The 15,873-nt window shown below is 72.8% G+C and carries 17 protein-coding genes; 10 read left to right on the forward strand and 7 right to left on the reverse strand.

All coding sequences use genetic code 11. The annotated features are described in order from the left end of the window. Positions 1 to 375 precede the first annotated feature (375 nt). The 3 genes from lnt (at position 376) to P696_RS0103045 (ending at position 3,723) form a co-directional block, all read left to right on the forward strand. Positions 376 to 2,292 carry an apolipoprotein N-acyltransferase gene (lnt, locus tag P696_RS42895; protein WP_245627479.1) on the forward strand — a complete coding sequence of 639 codons (1,917 nt, stop codon included), beginning with the start codon at positions 376 to 378 and terminating at the stop codon, positions 2,290 to 2,292. A 5-nt stretch (positions 2,293 to 2,297) separates the two neighbouring features. Beyond that, positions 2,298 to 3,044 (forward strand): polyprenol monophosphomannose synthase, encoded by a 747-nt coding sequence (locus tag P696_RS0103040; protein WP_051466679.1) that lies wholly within the window; start codon positions 2,298 to 2,300, stop codon positions 3,042 to 3,044. A 115-nt stretch (positions 3,045 to 3,159) separates the two neighbouring features. Beyond that, entirely contained in the window at positions 3,160 to 3,723 is a 564-nt protein-coding gene (locus P696_RS0103045) for an FxsA family protein (protein ID WP_051466680.1), read from the forward strand. 356 nt (positions 3,724 to 4,079) lie between these two features. Here P696_RS0103045 and P696_RS0103050 read toward each other — a convergent pair whose 3' ends face one another. From P696_RS0103050 to P696_RS0103060, 3 genes are all read right to left on the reverse strand, one after another. Further along, positions 4,080 to 4,424, reverse strand: coding sequence for an RNA polymerase-binding protein RbpA (locus P696_RS0103050; protein WP_026411175.1), 345 nt, complete (start codon positions 4,422 to 4,424; stop codon positions 4,080 to 4,082). Positions 4,425 to 4,554: 130 nt separating this feature from the next. Continuing rightward, entirely contained in the window at positions 4,555 to 5,172 is a 618-nt protein-coding gene (locus tag P696_RS0103055) for an ATP-dependent Clp protease proteolytic subunit (RefSeq protein ID WP_026411176.1), read from the reverse strand. Continuing rightward, the gene (locus P696_RS0103060) at positions 5,166 to 5,801 is read right to left on the reverse strand and encodes a ClpP family protease (RefSeq protein ID WP_051466682.1); all 636 of its coding nucleotides are present in this window, start codon (positions 5,799 to 5,801) and stop codon (positions 5,166 to 5,168) included. The genes P696_RS0103055 and P696_RS0103060 overlap by 7 nt, the downstream gene beginning before the upstream one ends. 104 nt (positions 5,802 to 5,905) lie before the next feature. Between P696_RS0103060 and P696_RS0103065 the strand changes: the two genes are divergently transcribed. Together P696_RS0103065 and P696_RS51975 are read left to right on the forward strand one after the other, a co-directional pair. After that, on the forward strand, positions 5,906 to 6,217 hold the full coding sequence (locus P696_RS0103065) for a type II toxin-antitoxin system Phd/YefM family antitoxin (RefSeq protein ID WP_034482776.1): 312 nt from the start codon (positions 5,906 to 5,908) through the stop codon (positions 6,215 to 6,217). Positions 6,218 to 6,807: 590 nt separating this feature from the next. Beyond that, positions 6,808 to 7,017: a hypothetical protein gene (locus tag P696_RS51975; protein WP_157429480.1), complete on the forward strand. Its 210-nt coding sequence runs from the start codon at positions 6,808 to 6,810 to the stop codon at positions 7,015 to 7,017. Positions 7,018 to 7,158: 141 nt separating this feature from the next. Here the strand turns inward: P696_RS51975 and P696_RS55600 are convergent, their stop codons facing one another. After that, complete coding sequence (locus P696_RS55600; protein ID WP_157429481.1) at positions 7,159 to 7,305, reverse strand: hypothetical protein; 147 nt, start codon at positions 7,303 to 7,305, stop codon at positions 7,159 to 7,161. A 147-nt stretch (positions 7,306 to 7,452) separates the two neighbouring features. Between P696_RS55600 and P696_RS0103080 the strand changes: the two genes are divergently transcribed. Then, the gene (locus tag P696_RS0103080) at positions 7,453 to 10,446 is read left to right on the forward strand and encodes a tetratricopeptide repeat protein (protein WP_026411180.1); all 2,994 of its coding nucleotides are present in this window, start codon (positions 7,453 to 7,455) and stop codon (positions 10,444 to 10,446) included. Positions 10,447 to 10,466: 20 nt separating this feature from the next. Here the strand turns inward: P696_RS0103080 and P696_RS0103085 are convergent, their stop codons facing one another. Both P696_RS0103085 and P696_RS0103090 read right to left on the reverse strand, forming a co-directional pair. After that, positions 10,467 to 11,303 (reverse strand): glycerophosphodiester phosphodiesterase family protein, encoded by an 837-nt coding sequence (locus P696_RS0103085; protein ID WP_051466828.1) that lies wholly within the window; start codon positions 11,301 to 11,303, stop codon positions 10,467 to 10,469. 93 nt (positions 11,304 to 11,396) lie between these two features. Beyond that, a complete protein-coding gene (locus tag P696_RS0103090; RefSeq protein ID WP_051466684.1) occupies positions 11,397 to 11,816 on the reverse strand; it encodes a winged helix-turn-helix transcriptional regulator in 420 nt (139 codons plus the stop codon). A gap of 116 nt (positions 11,817 to 11,932) precedes the next feature. Here P696_RS0103090 and P696_RS0103095 point away from each other — a divergent pair, with 116 nt between their 5' ends. Genes P696_RS0103095 through P696_RS0103105 form a run of 3 tightly spaced genes read left to right on the forward strand, consistent with a single transcriptional unit; the run spans position 11,933 to position 13,675 of the window. Then, on the forward strand, positions 11,933 to 12,370 hold the full coding sequence (locus P696_RS0103095; RefSeq protein ID WP_051466686.1) for a luciferase domain-containing protein: 438 nt from the start codon (positions 11,933 to 11,935) through the stop codon (positions 12,368 to 12,370). Between the two features lie 8 nt (positions 12,371 to 12,378). Then, positions 12,379 to 13,311 carry an NADP-dependent oxidoreductase gene (locus tag P696_RS0103100; RefSeq protein WP_026411184.1) on the forward strand — a complete coding sequence of 311 codons (933 nt, stop codon included), beginning with the start codon at positions 12,379 to 12,381 and terminating at the stop codon, positions 13,309 to 13,311. 13 nt (positions 13,312 to 13,324) lie between these two features. Beyond that, the gene (locus P696_RS0103105) at positions 13,325 to 13,675 is read left to right on the forward strand and encodes a DoxX family protein (protein ID WP_026411185.1); all 351 of its coding nucleotides are present in this window, start codon (positions 13,325 to 13,327) and stop codon (positions 13,673 to 13,675) included. A 76-nt stretch (positions 13,676 to 13,751) separates the two neighbouring features. Here the strand turns inward: P696_RS0103105 and P696_RS0103110 are convergent, their stop codons facing one another. Beyond that, a complete protein-coding gene (locus P696_RS0103110) occupies positions 13,752 to 14,570 on the reverse strand; it encodes a TrmH family RNA methyltransferase (protein WP_026411186.1) in 819 nt (272 codons plus the stop codon). A 257-nt stretch (positions 14,571 to 14,827) separates the two neighbouring features. On the opposite strand from P696_RS0103110, the gene P696_RS0103115 reads away from it, so the two are divergent. Continuing rightward, on the forward strand, positions 14,828 to 15,865 hold the full coding sequence (locus P696_RS0103115) for an RNA polymerase sigma-70 factor (protein WP_084336809.1): 1,038 nt from the start codon (positions 14,828 to 14,830) through the stop codon (positions 15,863 to 15,865). Positions 15,866 to 15,873: the final 8 nt, after the last annotated feature.

Below are 15,873 nucleotides of genomic sequence, written 5' to 3' on the forward strand. Positions count from 1 at the left end.
CCGGGCGCGCACCGGCCGCCGCGCCACGGCGGGCCGCGAGAACACCGCCGCCCCGTCCGAACCAGGCACGGCACCAGGCGCCGTCCGGAGCGGAGCCGCCCGATCGAGCGGGGGTTGGACCCGGGAAGGGCCCCGACATCCAGTAGAAAACGGTGTACCTCCCCTACCGCCTGTGGGGGTGGCTCCGGCCCGACGGATGACCGGGGCCCTCTTCCGTGCCCGCACGCCGCCGGGCGGGTACCAATCCGGCAGAACCCCCGCGACTGGACGGCCGCCGCGCGCCGGTCCCGCGCCGCCCGGTCGTGTCAGGGCCGTCGAACCGGTAGCGTTCGGCCGGTCCAGTACGGACGCCGACACATCGGACAAGGAGCCGCGGTGGCGCACGACATCCTCCCGGAACGGCAGCCGGGGCCCGGCGCGGGCGACGAGCCCGCCGGGTCCGACGGCGCCCGTCCGGACGCGGGCACGGCCACCGCCGCCACCGACGTCGCCGAAGCACCGGCCGCGACCACGGTCGAAACGCCGGAAGCGCCCGAAACGCCTGGCACGGGTGGTGTGGACGCCGCCGAACAGGCCGACGCCGCCGCTGAGAAGACCGCTGAGGCCCCCGGGGGACGCTGGGCGGGCATCAGGCGCGGCGGACGCGCCGGATGGCGCCGCCACGCCGTCACCGTCGTCGCCGGGCTGCTGCTGTGGCTGGCGTTCCCGCCCGTGGACCTGCCCTACCTGGCGTTCCCCGCGATCGCGCTGCTCACCCTGGCCTGGCGCGGCGTCGCGCCGCGCACCGCCGCCTGGCTCGGGTTCGTCGGCGGCGCGGTGTTCTTCCTGCCCGTCCTGGAGGGCATCCACAAGGTCGGCTGGGACGGCTGGGTGGGGCTGAGCCTGGTCCAGGCGCTCTACTTCGTCCCGCTGGCCGCCGGGACCGCCGTGGTCACCCGGCTGCCCGCCTGGCCGCTGTGGACAGCCGCCGCCTGGGTCGCCGAGGAGGCCCTGCGCGGCCGCCAGCCGTTCGGCGGGTTCCCCTGGGCGCGGCTGGCGTTCAGCCAGACCGCCACGCCCCTCACCCCCTACGCCTCGCTCGGCGGCGCGCCCCTGGTCACCTTCCTCACCGCCCTGGTCGGCGGCCTGCTCGCCTACGCCGCCGTCACCGCCTGGCGCGTCCGCAAACGCGACACCGCTCCGCCCGCGGCCATGCCGGCCGCCGTGCGCGGGCCGGTCCTGGGCGCCGGGATCGCCGTGGCGCTGGCGGCGCTGATCGTCGGCGGCGGCCTGGCCATCCCCACGCCCACCTCCGGACGGCCCGTGACCGTCGCGGTCGTCCAGGGGAACGTGCCCCGCCTCGGCCTGGACTTCCTCGGGCAGCGCCGCGCCGTCCTGGACAACCACGTCCGCGAGACCCGCAAGCTCGCCGCCGACATCCGCGCAGGGAAGGTCGCCCGCCCGCAGCTGGTCATCTGGCCCGAGAACGCCAGCGACCTCGACCCCTTCACCGAGCCGGACGCCTTCCAGGCCATCGACGGCGCCGTCCGCGACGTGGGCGTGCCCGTCCTGGTCGGCGCCCTGGTCGACACCCCCGACGGGACCAGGGTCGAGAACCGCGGCATCGTGTGGGACCCGCGGGAGGGCCCCGGGAACTACTACGTCAAGCGGCACCCCGTCCCGTTCGGCGAGTACCTGCCGTTCCGCGACGTCCTCACCAAGCTGATCACCCGCTTCCAGCGCATCTCCCGCGACTTCGTCAAGGGCGACCGCAGCGGCGTCATGAAGCTCGGCCCGATCACGATCGGCGACGTCATCTGCTTCGAGGTCGCCTACGACAAGGAGACCCGCGACTCCGCGCCCGGCGACGTCATGGTCGTCCAGACCAACAACGCCACCTACGGCCGGACCAGCCTCCCGCCGCAGCAGATCGCGATGTCGCGGCTGCGCGCCGTCGAGCACGGCCGGACGGTCCTGGTCGCGGCGACGAGCGGGATCAGCGCGATCATCGCCCCCGACGGCCGTATGATCGCCCGGTCGCGGGAGTTCGTCCCGGCCGTCCAGGTCGCCACGGTCCCCGCGCGCACATCGCGTACGATGGCGGACCGTCTGGGCGCGCTCCCCGAGTGGGCCCTCACCATCGCGGCCCTGGGGGCGGTCGCGGCCGCGCTCGGCCTGGCGCGCCGCCGCCGCACCACCATCGTGCCGCTCCCGCAGGGCCCCACGAACGGGGACGTTCTGCGGGACACTGAGCGGAACACCGAGCGGGCAGGCGTGCGGGAGGCCGCACGCACCGACGACGAGGAGAACTGACGCCGATGGACATCCCAGCCGACCTGGGCCGGGTCCTTGTGATCATCCCGACCTACAACGAGCGGGACAACATCGAGCGGATCGTCGGCCGCGTCCGGGCCGCAGCGCCCGGCGTGGACGTCCTCGTCGCCGACGACAACAGCCCGGACGGCACCGGGAAGATCGCCGACGACCTCGCCGACGACGACGACCACGTCAAGGTCCTGCACCGCAAGGGCAAGGAGGGCCTCGGCGCCGCCTACATCGCCGGGTTCCGCTGGGCCGCCGAGCACGGCTACGACGTCATGGTCGAGATGGACGCCGACGGCTCCCACCAGCCCGAGGAACTGCCCCGCCTGCTCACCGCCCTGCAGGACGCCGACCTGGTCCTCGGCGCCCGCTACATCCCCGGCGGCCGCACCGAGAACTGGCCCCTGAGCCGCCAGTTCATCTCCCGCGGCGGCAACGTGTTCGTCCGCGTGATGCTCGGCCTGCCGCTGCGCGACGCCACCGGCGGCTACCGCGCCTTCCGCGCCGCGACCCTGCAGAAGATCGGCCTGGACGGTGTCGACTCGCGCGGCTACTGCTTCCAGATCGACCTGGCCCGCCGCTCCCTCAAGCAGGGACTGCGCGTCGTCGAGGTCCCGATCACCTTCGTCGAGCGCGTCCACGGCACCAGCAAGATGAGCCGCGACATCATGATCGAGGCGATGGTCCGCGTCACCCAGTGGGGCGTCGCCGACCGCGTCGCCCGCCTCCGCGCCCCCCACTGACGCGCCCCGGACCGGCCGCCTCGGGAACCTGGGGGCGGCGGTGGGGAAACGTTCGGGTGGGCGGCGGCGTTGTAGACGGTGAAACGGTTCGTCCACCCGAAACGAAGATGGAGCCATGCTGCCGCTCGTCCTGGTCCTGTCGTTCCTGCTGCTGCCCGTCCTGGAGATCACGCTGATCATCCAGGTGGGGCAGGCCATCGGCGGCTGGCCGACGGCGGGGCTCCTCGCCGCCGGGCTGCTGGCGGGCGGCTGGCTCGTCCGCCGCGAGGGCCGCCGCGCCTGGCGCGCCCTCAACGCCGCCCTCAGCCGCGGCGAGATCCCCGAGCGTGAGCTCGGCGACGCCGCCCTGGTCATGGCCGGCGGCGTCCTGCTGATGATCCCCGGCTTCCTCACCGACCTGCTCGGGCTGATGTTCGTGCTGCCGTTCACCCGGCCCCCGCTGCGGCGCCTGTTCGGCCGGCTCGCCGCCCGCCGCCTGGGCGCCGCCCAGTCCCGCGCGGGCCTGTTCCCGCCCGGCATGAACGGCCCCGGCCCCGGCGGCTTCGGAGCTTCCGGCGGCACGCCGTTCGGCGACCCGTTCGGGCGCGGCGGTGGGGCGGGCCCGTCCGGCGAATCCGGGCCGTCGCCGCGCGGCACGGTCGTCCAGGGCGAGGTCATCCACGACGACGACCGCCCCTGACCCGACCGCCTCTGCCCCGTCCCGGCCCGCCACCCGTTCGTGATCGTCTTCGGGTCCGCTCTCTGAACCCCGCCCCGCCGGGCTCAGAGAGCCTCACGGGCGGCGACGCCACCGGAGCCGCACCGGGCGGCGCCCTGCGGCCGATCACGCCCCTGAGATGATCTCCGCGTCGTCCAGCCCCGGCCGCGCCGTCCAGCCGGGGCGCCCGAGGGGCGTGCGGCTGTGACGGTTGAGGGTCAGCGGGCGGAACGCCCGGGGAGGGCGGGATGTCGCCCTGCGGACAGATGGAAAACGCCGGGCCGCCCCCGTCATGTGACGGGGGCGGCCCGGCGGTAGTAGTGGCGGATGCCGGTTTCTCAGGCGGACCTACGCCGGCCTGAACGCAGGATCTCCAGACGTTCGGCCAGCACCTCCTCCAGATCCTCCAGCGTCCGTCGTTCCATGAGCATGTCCCAGTGGGTGCGCGGCGGCTTGCCCTTCTTGGTTTGGGGCAGCTCTCCGTCCACCCGCAGTGCGGTCGCGCCGCAGCTGCGGCACTCCCAGGTCATGGGCACCTCGGCCTCGGCGGCGAGCGTCACGGTGAACCGGTGGCCCTTGCCGCAGGTGTAGTCGACCTCCTGGCGTGGGGCCAGATCGGTGTTGCGATCGTTCTCGTAGCTCGTCGCTCCGAGTCGGGTGCCGCGAAGTGCGCGCTCCGCCATCGTCACGTGCCTCCCAGACGGCTTGCGGTCTTGTCCAGACCAACGCTGAGTACCCCGGCAAGATTCCCAGTAGACGGTCGATCCAACCCTGGTACTTTTCCGCGTCCGTCATCGGCCCGTGACCGGCCGTTCACCGGCCCCGTGGTGTCAGGACGTGGTCGACCAGCCCGTACTCCAGGGCCTCCGCGGCGGTGAAGAACCGGGCCCGGTCGAGATCACGGCGGACGGTCTCCAGCCCATGCCCGGTCGCCTCCGCCACGATCCGCTCGGTCTGGTCCCGCAGCCGCAGGATCTCCGCGGCCTGGATCTCCAGGTCGCTGGACGACCCGCGCGACACGTCCACCGCGGGCTCGTGCAGCAGGATCCGCGCCCCCGGCAGCGCCTGCCGCCGCCCCTTGGCCCCGCCCGCCAGCAGGATCGCCGCCGCCGACACCGCCTGCCCGACGCACGTCGTCTCGACGACCGGGCTGACGTACTGCATGGTGTCGAAGATCGCCAGCATGGCTGTCAGGGACCCGCCGGGGGAGTTGATGTACAGGTTGATCGGCCGGTCGGGGTCCATGCCCTCCAGCGCCAGCAGCTGCGCGGTGACGTCGTTGGCGGCCGTGTCGTCCACCGGCGAGCCGAGGAACACGATCCGCTCCTCGAACAGCTTGTTGTACGGGTTGCTCTCCTTCACCCCGTAGGAGGTCCGCTCGACGTAGGACGGCATGACGTAGCGCCCCTCGGCGCGCGGCGTCCTCACGATCCGACCCGGTCGGTGGAGTCGACGACGTGGTCGACGAAGCCGTACTCGCGGGCCTGCTCGGCGGTGAACCAGCGGTCCCGGTCGCCGTCGGCGACGACCTGCTCCAGGGGCCGTCCGGTGTGCTGGGCGATCCGCTCGAACAGCGTCCGCTTCAGGTACACCGACTGCTCGGCCTGGATCTTGATGTCGGAGGCGGTGCCGCCGATCCCGCCGGACACCTGGTGCATCATGATCCGCGCGTGCCGCAGGGCGTACCGCTTGCCGGGCGCGCCCGCGCACAGGATCATCTGCCCCATCGACGCGGCCATCCCGAGCCCGACGGTCGACACGTCGTTCGGGACGAACTGCATCATGTCGTAGATCGCCATTCCCGCGTCCACGACCCCGCCCGGGGAGTTGACGTACAAGGTGATGTCGCGTTCGCCGTCCTGCGCCGCGAGCAGCAGCAGCTGCGCGCAGACCCGGTTGGCGACCTGGTCGTCGACCTCCTCGCCCAGGAACACGATCCGCTGCCCGAGCAGCCGCTGGAACAGCGGCTCGCTCCCCAGCGCCGCCTCCGGCGCCGCGACCGACGCCCGGGACCTCCCCACGAACGTCTCGATCCGCCCCGACCCGTCGCCGACCCGCATGACGCCTCCCAGATCATCTGTACAACTTGTACGGACTGTACAGATCGGAGCGTAGGACGCGCGGACGCTCCGCACCAGGAGGGGCCGGACGGTTTCGCTATACGATGAATCTCGTGGAAGTGCCGGTTACGGAAGCTCGAGCCCAGTTCGCCGACCTGGTCAACAAGGTCGCCTACACCGGCGAGCCCGTGGCCATCACGCGCCGCGGCCGGGTGATGGCCGCCCTGGTGTCCCCCGAGGACCTGGAACTGCTGCAGAGCATGCGCGCGCAGCGCTACGACCTCACGCAGGCCGAATCCACCCCCGCGGGCCCCGACCAGCCGGGGGAGGACCGCCGTCCGAGCGGCCCCCTCCGCATCGCCGCCGAGTACCGCCCCGGAGGCCCACCGGCCCACCGTCCCGGCTTCGGCCGCTGACTCCCGCACCCGAAGAGGGTGAACGCGGCGGGACTACGGCCCGCCTCCCGCGACGCCTGATCGTTTGGCACGGAAAGTCGCCGGGCAGTCACCCGGCGCGAAGATCAAATATGTGCGGACATCGACGGCCATGGCCATTCCACCGACCTGGTCGTCGCCGGCGGCGGTGCGGCCGCCACCGGACCGGGAGCCACCGCCGTCGTCGGTGGTGACGGCGGCGAGACCGGCACGGCCGGGACGCCGCGCCTGGTGGAGTTCAACGGCGGCCCGGGCGGGGCCGGCGGCACCGGAGGCGCGGGCGGCGTGGCAGGCGAGGGTCCCCGTCCGGAACTGAGCGGCATGCCCGGTTCGCCGGGCCAGGGTGGGGACGGAGCGCCGTACGGGACGGGCTACTACCAGGGCGGCAGCGGCGGTGGCGGCGGCGTCATGGGCGGTGTGACTTCGACACCGAACCCGGGTCTTGGGACGCGATCTGCGCCTTCTTCCCCCTCCTGCAACTCCCGCGCCCCGACCTCGACGCCACCCTCACTCGGATCGCGACCTGGATCGCCCCTGGCGGCCACCTGCTCTTCGCCACCGTCCCGGCGGACGTGGACGGAGTCGACATCACCTGGATGGGCCAGCAGGTCCGCGCCACCAGCTACCCCACCGAGGCGTACCTGGCCCGCCTCACCTCAGCCAACCTGACCCTCCTCCAAGTCAAGGTCACCCACTTCACCCCAGACTTCCCGGGCATGGGCCCCGAGCCACAACTGTTCTGCTACGCCCGTCGGCCCGAGCCCGCCTCGGACGGCGCCTGACCGCCGACCGGGCTCGTCGGCCGTGGAGGCGGGCGCTGGAGCGGCCAGGCGGTTGCACGGCACACCTGGCCTCCCAGCCACGAACCAGCCACGAGAGCCCGCTCCCGGCGCGAACAGGCCGACCCGGACCACCAGCACGTTCTAGCGTCGGGCGGTGTCGTCGTGCGCCTTGTCGCGCTTCTCCTTGTGGTCGTCCTGGCGCGCGTTCCGGCAGTCACGGACGATCGCCACGGCGGCGGCGGCGATCTGGAGGATCAGCGAGATTTCGGTGAGGACGTCGCTGGTCATCGGGGGTCCCTTCGTCGGTGGGCGGGTTCCCGTTGTAGGAAGCGCCGGGATGGTCCGGAATCGGGCACGGACAAACCCCGGACAAAGGGGCCCTGGCCGCCGGTCTCGTAGGACAATTCGCTTGTTCTGGATGAGGACGGAGGGTTCATGGGGCGGCTGCGTGACCCGATCGACGAGGACGCGCCGGAGCCGATGCGTGAGCTGGCACGGCGGCTCAGAGCGGCGATGGACGACGGGGGCTACCGGACGGTCCGGGAGTTGGGCGAGGCGGCCGAACTGGGGCACGGCACGGTCGCCGACGAGCTGAGCGGCTCGCGCGCGCCGTCCTGGCGCACGGTCGGGAAGATCCTCCAGGCGTGCGGCGTCCGCGCCGAGACGCCCTGGCTGCGGGCGCAGGAGCAGGCCAAGGAGGCCGAGCGGCGGTGGCGGGTGTCGCTGCGGTCGCAGGGCGCCGCCGAACCGGACGCGCCGGCGCCGGAGGCCGGCCCCGGGATGTTCTCGATCAGGCCGCCCTTCGGTGAGTTGCCCGCACGCGTCCGGGGGCGGGAGACCCTGCTGGACACGCTGCGCGCCCGCCTGGACGCTCCGTCGCGCGACGTCCAGGTGCTGCACGGGCTCGGCGGCTGCGGGAAGACGACCGTCGCGCTCGCCCTCGCCCAGCACGCGCGCGAGCAGGGGTATGCGATCTTCTGGCTGTCCGGCGCCGACCGGGACCGCCTGCTGACCGGCATGTCGGAGATCGCGCGCGGGCTCGGCGCGAACGAGGAGGAGATCGGGGACGCCTGGGCGGGCCGGTCCAGCGCCATGGACCTGGTGTGGAACCACCTGGACCGGTCGCCGCGCCGGTGGCTGCTGGTCGTCGACAACGCCGACGAGCCCGGGCTGCTCGCCGCCGCGGGCGGTGCCCCGGGTGACGGGACGGGCTGGGTCCGCTCCAGCGCCATGGGCCTGACGGTCGTGACCAGCAGGGTCGGCGCGGCCGAGACCTGGGGCGGGGAGGCGGAGTGCCACCTGGTGGGCGTGCTCGGCCCGGCCGACGGCGCGGACGTCCTCATCGACCTCGCCGGGCACGCGGGGGTCCGTGAGGAGGCCAGCCGCCTCGCCGTGCGCCTGGGCGGGCTGCCTCTGGCGCTGCGGCTGGCGGGTTCCTATCTCGCGCGCACCGGCCGCGGCGCCGGTCTGCTGAGGTACCGCCGGGACGGCGCGGACCGCGTCCGCTCGTTCACCGCCTACATCGACACGCTCGGTGACGTCGGCACCAGGCTCCTGGACGACGGTGTTCGAGGGGATGTCCCTGCGGAGCGCGGCGACGACAGCCGCGTCGAGCGGCTGCACCGTCAGCTGATCAGCCGCACCTGGGAACTGACGCTCGACCTGCTCGACACTCAGGGGCTCCCGGAGGCGCGGTCCCTGATGCGCCTGCTGTCCTGCTTCGCCGCCGCGCCCTTGCCCGTGGCCCTGCTGGACCTGGAGGTGCTCGCCGCCCACGGGCTGCTTCCCGACCCGCCCCTTCTCGACCGGGCCGACCGGGCGCTGGAGGCGCTGGTCGACCTCAGCCTGCTGGAGGTCACCGAGGCGGGGGAGGGCGAGGAGGTGCCGTGCCTGACGGCGCATCGCATCGTCCTGGAGTCGAACGCCCAACGTCTGAGGGAGCCGTCGGCGCGGGAACACAGCGCCGTCTGGATCGCGGCCGTCACCATGCTGGAGTCGGGGTGCGCGCCCGATCCGCAGTCACCCTTGAACGGGCTGCGGTGGCGGCTGCTCGCCCCGCACGTCCTGGCCGTGGCCCGGAACGTCCCCGGTGAGCACCCGGACCTTGTGGGGAAGGCGATGGAGGCCGGCCTGCGCGCGTTCTTCTATCTGTGGTCCAGCCGCCAGGCCGAGGCGGCGACCGAACTGGCGTCGGTGCTGTACCGGCGCAGCGAGGCGCTGGCGGTGGACGACCCGGTCCGGTTGTCGATCCGGCATCGGCGTGCTCTGACCCACCTGGAGGGCGAGGAGGAGCTCGCCGAGTACGCGAGCGTGCTCGGCGCGCAGCGGGAGGTGCTCGGACCGGACCATCCCGAAACGCTGATCACCCACTACCAGTGGGCGACCGGGCTGTCAGGCCAGGGCCGTCCGGCGGAGGCCGAGGCGGAGCTCCGGGCGGTCCTCGACGCACGCAGGCGGGTCCTCGGCCCGTCCGACCCGTACACGCTCCTGACGCTCGCGTCGCTGGCGGAGCTCATGAAGCAACGCGGCCACCAGGAGGCGGCCGACGCCTACTACCAGGAGGTGATCGAGCACTCGCCCGCGGAGTTCGGTTTTCTGGACCTGGAGAAGCGGCACCAGCTCGCGCACGCGCTCGACAAGGTCGGCCGCTTCGCGGAGGCCGAACGGGACTACTGCTCGATCCTCGCCGAATTGGAGGAGGGCGGCGCCGTCGACAGCTACCTGTACCGGGACATGAAGCGGTGCCTGTCGCGCAACCTCGCTCGCCAGGGCCGCCTTCCAGAGGCGCTGCAGGCGATGGACGCGTGTGTGGAGCTCTTCGCCCGTGCCTGTGCCGCCGACGACCCGGCGCTGCTGGCCGTCCGGCACGAACGGGGAGACCTCCTGCGCCAGTTCGACGACAACGTCCGCGCCGAGGAGGAGATCCGCGCCGTCCTGGAGATCCGCCGGAACACCGTCGACGACGATGACTCGGTCGTTCTGCACGAGCGGCACTGCCTGGCGCACGCGCTCGCCGACCTCGAAAGATACGAGGAGGCCGCGGCTGAGCTGCGGGAGGTGGCCGGCGCCCACACGCGGATCCTGGGGAACGAGGACCCCCTCACCCGCGATGCGACGTACTGCTTGGGCAGGATGCTCCAACATGCCGGGCGATGGGAGGAGGCAGCAGGCGCGTACACCTCCGTCGTCGCTGCGGAGACGGCGACGCTCGGAGCGGAAGCCGGTGAGACGCTCATGACGCGCTTCCGGCTGGCCGAGGTTCGGCATGCGGGCGGAACCCTCACCGACGAGGCGGCACTGGCCGCGTTCGAGGTGCTGCTCGCCGCGCAGATCGAGGCGGTCGGGGTGGAGCACGAGTACGTGGAGACGGTTCGCGAGGCGCGTGACCTGCTGGCGGCCGTCGTCCACGGCTCCGTCGCGGAGGGCTGACTCAGGGATGGGCGGCCGGGTCAGTGGGGCCAGAGGTTTCGGGTGGAGAGGACGTGGCGGAGGGCTACCAGGTCGTCGGTCATGATGCCGTCGATGCCCATGTCGATGAGGCGGGCCATGGTGTTCGGGTCGTTGACGGTCCAGGCGTGGACCTTCAGGCCGAGGTCGTGGGCCTTGGCGACGAAGGACTCGGTGACGAAGGGGAGGGGGCCGAGGCCGTAGGGGACCTGGGCGCAGGCGACGCCGGTGGAGGCGAGGCGGACGAGTTTGTCGGTGGGGCCGCCGTAGGACTTGGCGCGCAGGGCCATGACGCCGCGGGGGCCGAGTGAGGTGCAGACGTCCTGGTCGGTGAACAGGGGGAGGCGGGCGCGCATCTGGGTGAGGCGGCGGGTGGAGAAGGACGTCAGGCAGACGCGGTCCCAGGACTTGGTCCGGTGCAGGACGCGGGCGAGGGGGCCGATGACCGAGGTTTCCTTCAGGTCGATGTTGAAGCGCGCGTCGGGGAAGGCGTCCAGGAGGTCCTCGAGGCGGGGGATGGGCTCGGTGCCGTGGATGCGGGCGCGGGCGACCTGGGCGTAGGGGAGGGCCGCGATGGTCCCGGTCCGGTCGGTGACGCGGTCGAGGGTCCGGTCGTGGAAGGCGACGACGACGCCGTCGGCGGTGGCGTGGGCGTCGGTCTCCAGGTAGCGGTAGCCGAGGTCGTGGGCGCGTTGGAAGGCCGCGAGGGAGTTCTCGGGGCGTCCGCCGGCGCCGCCCCGGTGGGCGAAGGGGATGGGGCCGGGGTGATCGAGGAAGGCGTAGGAGCCGCGTGACCGCACGCACCAGATTATGGCGGGTTCCCGAGGCGAGGGCCGCATCGCCCACTTCATACCTTACTTCGTAAAGGTCACGAGCGGTGGCAATACCCCCAGAACTCCTCAGATCGGACATCTCTAGCGAGCCGGACGGCGTCAGATGGCTTCGCGGTGGTCGTAGGTGTCGCGGGACTCGGCAACGTAGTCGATGTGGGCGTCGGCCCAGCGGATGAGGGAGGCGACCTCGGTGGACAGGGTGCGGCCCACGGGGGTGAGGGAGTAGTCGACGCGCGGGGGCGAGGTCGGGGTGACGTCGCGGACGACGAGGCCGTCGCGTTCGAGGCTGCGGAGCGTGAGGGTGAGCATGCGCTGGGAGATGCCCTCGATGCCGCGCTGGAGTTCGGAGTAGCGGAGCGGGCCGTCCCCGAGCAGGGCCATGACCAGGACGCTCCACTTGTCGCCGACGCGGTCCAGGACGTCGCGGAGGCGGCAGGTGGGGGTGGCGGCGCCGACGGGTTCGTGGGGGGAGCGAACATCGGTGTGCGTTACGCGGGGCAAAGTGCCTTCTTCCGTCATGGGGGCATTGTCGTCGAGACTCTCTGTGCGCACAACATGTAACCAACGCACAGAAAGTGCGGTGCCTTGTGATTCTGAATGTCGATGCCCTGCGGCGTCGTCCGGGGGTCCGCCCGGTGACGACGGGGCGGGAGATTCCGCATGACCAGCTGGACCAGTTCTCGCCGCCGGAGGTGAGGTCGGCGCTGGTGCGTGAGGCGGAGGCCCTGCCGGGGGTGTTCACCGGGCCGAGCCAGGTGTCGGAGCCGTCGTCGCTGGCGCTGCGGTTGCGGCGTCCGGCGGGGCCGTGGGAGGCGTTCCTGCATCCGAGCCGGGACGAGTTCGGGCACGTCCACCGGGCGGGGTTCATGCACCTGACGGTGCCGCTGCCGCTGGTGGCGCCGCTGGTGGAGGCGGGATGGGCCGAGCCCCATCCGATCAGCCTGCGGCCGGAGTGGCCCGACACGATCGTGATGCTGTACGCGCCGCGTGACGAGGACGAGCTGGCGGTCGCGGTGGCGGTTCTTCGGGCGTCCTTCGAGCAGGCGTCCGGTGTTTCTGGTGAGAAGGAGTGAATGACGTGATGCGTGCGGTGGCTTTCGGTGGTTTCGACGAGGCTCCGGTGCTGACGGAGCTGGCGGTTCCGGAGCCGGCGGCCGGTGAGGTGCTGGTCCGCGTGGCCGCCTCGTCGGTGAACGGGTTCGACCTCGGGTCGGTCGGCGGGTTCCTGAAGGGGGTGTACGAGTACGAGTTCCCGGTGGTGGTCGGCAAGGACTTCGCCGGGACGGTCGCCGCCGTGGGCGAGGGCGTGTCGGAGTACGCGGTCGGGGACGCGGTGTTCGGCGTGGTGATGCGTCCGACGCTGGGGCAGGGCGGTTTCGCCGAGTACGTCGCGGTGCCCGCGGCCTACGGTGTGGCGCGGATTCCGGACGGACTGGACGAGGTCCGCGCGGGCGTGCTGGGCCTGGCGGGGACGGCCGCGTTGAACTCGGTGGACGCGGTGGCGCCGGGCGCGGGGGAGACCGTGCTGGTGTCGGGTGCGACCGGTGGCGTGGGGGCGTTCGCGGTGCAGTTCGCGGCGTCGCGGGGCGCGCGGGTGATCGCGACGGCCGAGCCGGGCGCCGAGGCGGCGTTCGTGACGGCGCTGGGCGCGGCGCACGTGGTGGATCGCGGGGGCCTGGTGGAGCGGGTGCGGGAGCTGGTCCCGGGTGGGGTGGACGCGGCGGTGCACCTGGCCGGTGACGGTGCGGAGGTGTCGGGGCTGGTCGCCGATGGTGGACGGTTCGCCTCCACCGTGCACTTCGTCCCCGAGGACGCCGAGGCGCGTGGCCTGAACACGGCGGTGATCATGTCGGACCCGAGCCCGGAGACGCTCGCGCGGCTGGCGGGTGACGTGGTCGAGGGCCGTCTGCGGGTGCCGATCGCGCGGCGCTACGCGCTGTCGGAGGCCGCTGGGGCGATCGGTGACTTCACGGGCGGGACGCTCGGGAAGTTCGCCGTCTCGGTCGCGGTGTGACCGGGGGTTCGTGATGTTCGTCGCTTATATCGTCGCGGCCGTCGTGATGGCGGTGGTGCTGGCCGGGTCGGGGCGGGCGAAGCTCGTCAAGGATCCGAAGATCACCGCGGGGTTGACCGCGGTGGGTGTTCCGGAGGGGTGGTTCCCGCGGCTGGCGGCGCTGGAGATCGCCGGGGCGCTGGGGTTGCTCGCGGGGATCGGGTTCCGGCCGCTGGGCGTCGCCGCGGGGGCCGGTGTGGTGCTGTACTTCGCGGGTGCCGTGGTGACGCATCTGCGGGCCCGTGACGTCAAGGGCGCGCCGGTCCCGGGTGTTCTGCTGCTGGTGGCCGTCGCTCCGGTGGCGCTGGGGCTGGCCACGCTCTGACCACAGGTGCCGAAGGGGCGCCGGATCTTCGCGGGCTCGGGTTCTCCGGGCCGTGAGGATCCGGCGCCTTTTGTTGTCAGCGGCGGTTGCGTTGGCGGGTCGCCTCGTAGAGGGCGACGGTGGCGGCGTTGGCCGCGTTGAGGGAGCTGGCGGCGCCGCCGATGGGGATGCGGGCCATGATGTCGCAGCCGTCACGCCATCCGGCGCTGAGGCCGTTGGTCTCGTTCCCGATCACCAGGAGGGTGGGGCGGGTGAGGTCGACGTCGGCGATGTCGCGGTCGCCGTTCTCGTCGGTTCCGACGATCTGGACGGGGTTCCCGGTGGCGTGGAGTTCGCCGGTCCAGTCCAGGACCTCGCGGTGGGAGCGGACGCGGACGACGGGCAGCGCGAGCAGCGAGCCGGTGGACGCGCGGACGGCCTTGGGGTCGTAGGGGTCGGCGGCGTGGCCGGTGACGATGAGTCCGGCGCCGCCGAACGCGTCGAGGGACCGGATCAGGGTGCCGATGTTGCCGGGTCCGGTGGGCCGGTCGAACACGGCGCCGAGGAAGCCGGGGGTGACGGGGATGCGGGAGAGGTCGTCGGCGGGGAGTTCGACGACGGCGACGAGCTCGGGGGTCTGCTGTTCCTTGCCGCTGAGCTGGAGCAGCAGGTCGGGGGACATCGCGACGCGTCCGCCGCCGGCCTCGCGCAGGATGTCCTCGGCCCAGCGTGACAGGGGCCGGTCGGCGTCGTAGATGACCGCGCGGACGGGCCAGCCGTGTTCGACGGCCAGGCCGATGGGGCGGACGCCCTGCAGGAGGAACTCTCCGGCGCGCTGGCGCTTGTTCTGGTTCCGCAGCAGCGCCTCCCACTGCTGGAAACGCGCGTTGGGACGCGTGATCCGCACAACGCTCATGGCCGGCCCCCCGGGTCTTGTCGCACCGCACATCGTCGAGCGCGCCAGTCTCCCACAGGTGATCTTCGTCTGTGCGTGGTGCGGCGGGCGCGGCACACTGACCTGCCATGCCGCCTCCGCGCCGCCTCTGTGCCGGTGCCGCGCCGGTGCCGGTCGGTGATCGTGGTCACAGGGTGTTATGGGGGACGTCCGGGCGGTGTCTTGTTACCGAATCCCCGGGCGGGGGCGCACGGATCAGGATGGACGAGGACGGCGACATGAGCGAGCAGCGAAACGGCGAGCGGAACGGCGGCGGACCGGTCTTCGGCGCGGTGGACGGCCAGGTCGAGGAGGCCGCGGCGGGCGCGCCCACGGAGCCGGACGCGGAGGGCGACGTGGCCGGCGACGTCGGCGACGCGGAGGTGGATGTGGACGCGGCGACCGGCGCGTTCGTCGCGCACCGGAACCTGCTGTTCACCGTGGCCTACGAGATGCTCGGCTCGGCCGCCGACGCCGAGGACGTCCTGCAGGAGACGTGGTTGCGGTGGGTGCGGACCGACCTGGAGCAGGTGCGGGACGCGCGGGCGTACCTGATCCGGATCACCACGCGGCAGGCGCTGAACCGGCTGCGGACGATGACGCGCCGCAAGGAGTCCTATGTGGGGCCGTGGTTGCCCGAGCCGGTGCTGACCGCCCCGGACGTCGCGGAGGACGTGGAGCTGGCGGAGAGCATGTCGATGGCGTTGATGCTGGTGCTGGAGACGCTGGGGCCGACCGAGCGGGCGGTGTTCGTGCTGCACGAGGCGTTCGACGTCGGCTACGACGAGATCGCCGAGGCCGTCGGGAAGAGCCCGGCGGCGGTCCGGCAGATCGCCTACCGGGCGCGGCGGCACGTCGACGCGCGCCGTCCCCGGCGGACGGTCACCGCGGGGGAGACGCGGGCGGTGCTGGAGTCGTTCCAGCGGGCGCTGGAGACCGGGGACCTGCAGCGGCTCCTGGACGTCCTCGCGCCGGACATCGTGCTGGTCGGTGACGGCGGGGGTGTGAGGCACGCGGCACCTCGGCCGATCGCGGGCGCGGAGAAGGTCGGCCGGTACATCCTTGGGGGGATCGGCAGGTTCGGCGCCGGGGTGAGCGCGCATCACACCGTCGTGAACGGTAGTCCGGCGCTGGTGTTGCGGCTGGACGGGGTGATCGACGGGGTCCTGGCGGTCGCGGTCGGTGGTGAGGACGGGCGGATCACGGGTCTGTACTACGTCCGCAACCCGGCGAAGTTGACCCGGGTGGAGGCGGAGACGCCGTTCAGTCGCCACTGACATCCCCG

The sequence above is a fragment of the Actinomadura oligospora ATCC 43269 genome, assembly GCF_000518265.1.
GTDB lineage: Bacteria > Actinomycetota > Actinomycetes > Streptosporangiales > Streptosporangiaceae > Spirillospora > Spirillospora oligospora.

Bases quoted from the DNA above. Each gene is read 5' to 3' on its own strand.
- P696_RS0103085 (WP_051466828.1), bottom strand. From the start codon at position 11,303: ATGCGGCCCTCGCCTCGGGAACCCGCCATAATCTGGTGCGTGCGGTCA.
- P696_RS0103105 (WP_026411185.1), top strand. From the start codon at position 13,325: ATGTTCGTCGCTTATATCGTCGCGGCCGTCGTGATGGCGGTGGTGCTG.
- P696_RS55600 (WP_157429481.1), bottom strand. From the start codon at position 7,305: ATGACCAGCGACGTCCTCACCGAAATCTCGCTGATCCTCCAGATCGCC.
- P696_RS0103090 (WP_051466684.1), bottom strand. From the start codon at position 11,816: ATGACGGAAGAAGGCACTTTGCCCCGCGTAACGCACACCGATGTTCGC.
- P696_RS0103045 (WP_051466680.1), top strand. From the start codon at position 3,160: ATGCTGCCGCTCGTCCTGGTCCTGTCGTTCCTGCTGCTGCCCGTCCTG.
- P696_RS0103080 (WP_026411180.1), top strand. From the start codon at position 7,453: ATGGGGCGGCTGCGTGACCCGATCGACGAGGACGCGCCGGAGCCGATG.
- P696_RS0103110 (WP_026411186.1), bottom strand. From the start codon at position 14,570: ATGAGCGTTGTGCGGATCACGCGTCCCAACGCGCGTTTCCAGCAGTGG.
- P696_RS0103050 (WP_026411175.1), bottom strand. From the start codon at position 4,424: ATGGCGGAGCGCGCACTTCGCGGCACCCGACTCGGAGCGACGAGCTAC.
- P696_RS0103115 (WP_084336809.1), top strand. From the start codon at position 14,828: ATGAGCGAGCAGCGAAACGGCGAGCGGAACGGCGGCGGACCGGTCTTC.
- P696_RS0103065 (WP_034482776.1), top strand. From the start codon at position 5,906: ATGAATCTCGTGGAAGTGCCGGTTACGGAAGCTCGAGCCCAGTTCGCC.
- P696_RS0103040 (WP_051466679.1), top strand. From the start codon at position 2,298: ATGGACATCCCAGCCGACCTGGGCCGGGTCCTTGTGATCATCCCGACC.
- P696_RS0103060 (WP_051466682.1), bottom strand. From the start codon at position 5,801: ATGCGGGTCGGCGACGGGTCGGGGCGGATCGAGACGTTCGTGGGGAGG.
- P696_RS0103100 (WP_026411184.1), top strand. From the start codon at position 12,379: ATGCGTGCGGTGGCTTTCGGTGGTTTCGACGAGGCTCCGGTGCTGACG.